At 66.8% G+C, this 759-nt stretch carries 1 protein-coding gene; it reads right to left on the minus strand.

Translation table 11 applies throughout. The features are described 5' to 3' along the window. On the minus strand, positions 1-722 hold a 722-nt coding region (locus ACFFRH_RS44330), incomplete at its 3' end, for an ABC transporter permease (RefSeq protein ID WP_446697437.1). Positions 723-759 lie beyond the last annotated feature (37 nt).

Consider the following 759-nt stretch of genomic DNA (forward strand, 5'->3'; position numbering starts at 1 on the left):
CGCTGGAGCAGCACGGCCACCACGATGATCAGGCCCTTGGCCACCAGCTGGTCGCTGGTGTTGAGCCCGTTGAGGATGAACAGGTTCGTGATCACGGTGAAGATCAGCAGACCCAGGATCGACCCGATGATCGATCCCCGGCCACCGGTGAGCAGCGTGCCGCCGATGATGACCGCGGCGATCGCGTCCAGCTCGTACAGATCCCCATGGGTGGAGGAACCCGTCGTGGTCCTGGCCATGATCAAAACCGCCGCGATGCCACAGCACAACCCCGATAGCGCGTACAACATCACGGTGTGACGACGCACGTCGATCCCGGCCAGCCGCGCCGCCTCGGGGTTACCGCCCACCGCGTAGGTGCGCCGCCCGAACGTGGTGCGGTTCAGCAGCACCCACCCGGCGATCACCACCAGCGCGAAGATGTAGACCAGCACCGGGATGCCCAGCACCCGGCTGGTCGACAACTCCACGATCATCTCGTTGCCCTGCTGCACCAGCTGGGTGCGCCGGTCCGACATCCGCTGCGCCAGACCACGGGCGGCCACCAGCATCGCCAGCGTCGCGATGAACGGCACCATCCGCCCGTAGGAGATCAGCAACCCGTTGACCAGGCCCGCGCCGGTGCCCACCAGCACCGCGCACACGATCATCACGAACGGCCCGTAGGACTGGGTGGCCAGCGTGGTCGCCCACACCGACGCCAGCGCCATGATCGCGCCCACCGACAGGTCGATACCCCCACCGATGATCACGAACGTC

Origin of the sequence: Streptosporangium vulgare (assembly GCF_042428775.1) — a bacterium.
GTDB classification, from domain to species: Bacteria; Actinomycetota; Actinomycetes; order Streptosporangiales; family Streptosporangiaceae; genus Streptosporangium; species Streptosporangium vulgare.